Below are 580 nucleotides of genomic sequence, written 5' to 3' on the forward strand. Positions count from 1 at the left end.
TACTTATAGAAGTTTTTCTGCTTACACCTGACATATTATCCGCTTTTATTATTTACCAATTTTTTTATTGTAAATATGCATTCTATATTTTTATATGAAACATTTTCTCTATAAATCACTTCATAAATATCATCTTCATTATTTATTTTGGCCATCATTCCTTTGGTATCAAACTCTTTAAAATAATGAGTATGTACTTTTAAAGTTCTTTCTAAATCTTTTCTTTTACCTTGCTGTATATCTTTGTATGTTATATCTTCAATTGAGCATTTTACTTTTCTTAATTCTTTTAATTGAGTTTTTCTTGTTCCATTTTTATTATCTACATATTCAGAGCTATAAAAAGTTATAGAATGTATCAGTTTAGCCACTTTCATAAAGTAAACTTTTCCCTAGCTATAGCCAATAATCTATGCACACCTTCCAAAGCTACTTTTTCACTTTGACTGGCTTCTCCTGTTTTGCTTTCAAAATAATGAGTAGCAAGTCCAAGAATTGCATACTTAACTTCAGGAGGACAATCAATTCTTTTGTATTCTGTTTCATTAACTTTATTACAATAGCTGATTGCACTATCTAA

Annotated in this window: 1 protein-coding gene and 1 pseudogene; both read right to left on the reverse strand. The window is 27.2% G+C overall.

Going from position 1 to position 580, the window contains the following annotated elements; translation table 11 throughout:
- Positions 1–35: 35 nt before the first annotated feature.
- A complete protein-coding gene (locus BRSU_RS14075; protein WP_048596220.1) occupies positions 36–377 on the reverse strand; it encodes a phage head completion protein in 342 nt (113 codons plus the stop codon).
- Positions 374–580, reverse strand: a pseudogene (locus BRSU_RS14080) (head-tail connector protein); the annotation flags it as partial. The pseudogene BRSU_RS14080 and the gene BRSU_RS14075, both read right to left, overlap by 4 nt.

The sequence above is a fragment of the Brachyspira suanatina genome (genome assembly GCF_001049755.1).
Taxonomy (GTDB): domain Bacteria; phylum Spirochaetota; class Brachyspiria; order Brachyspirales; family Brachyspiraceae; genus Brachyspira; species Brachyspira suanatina.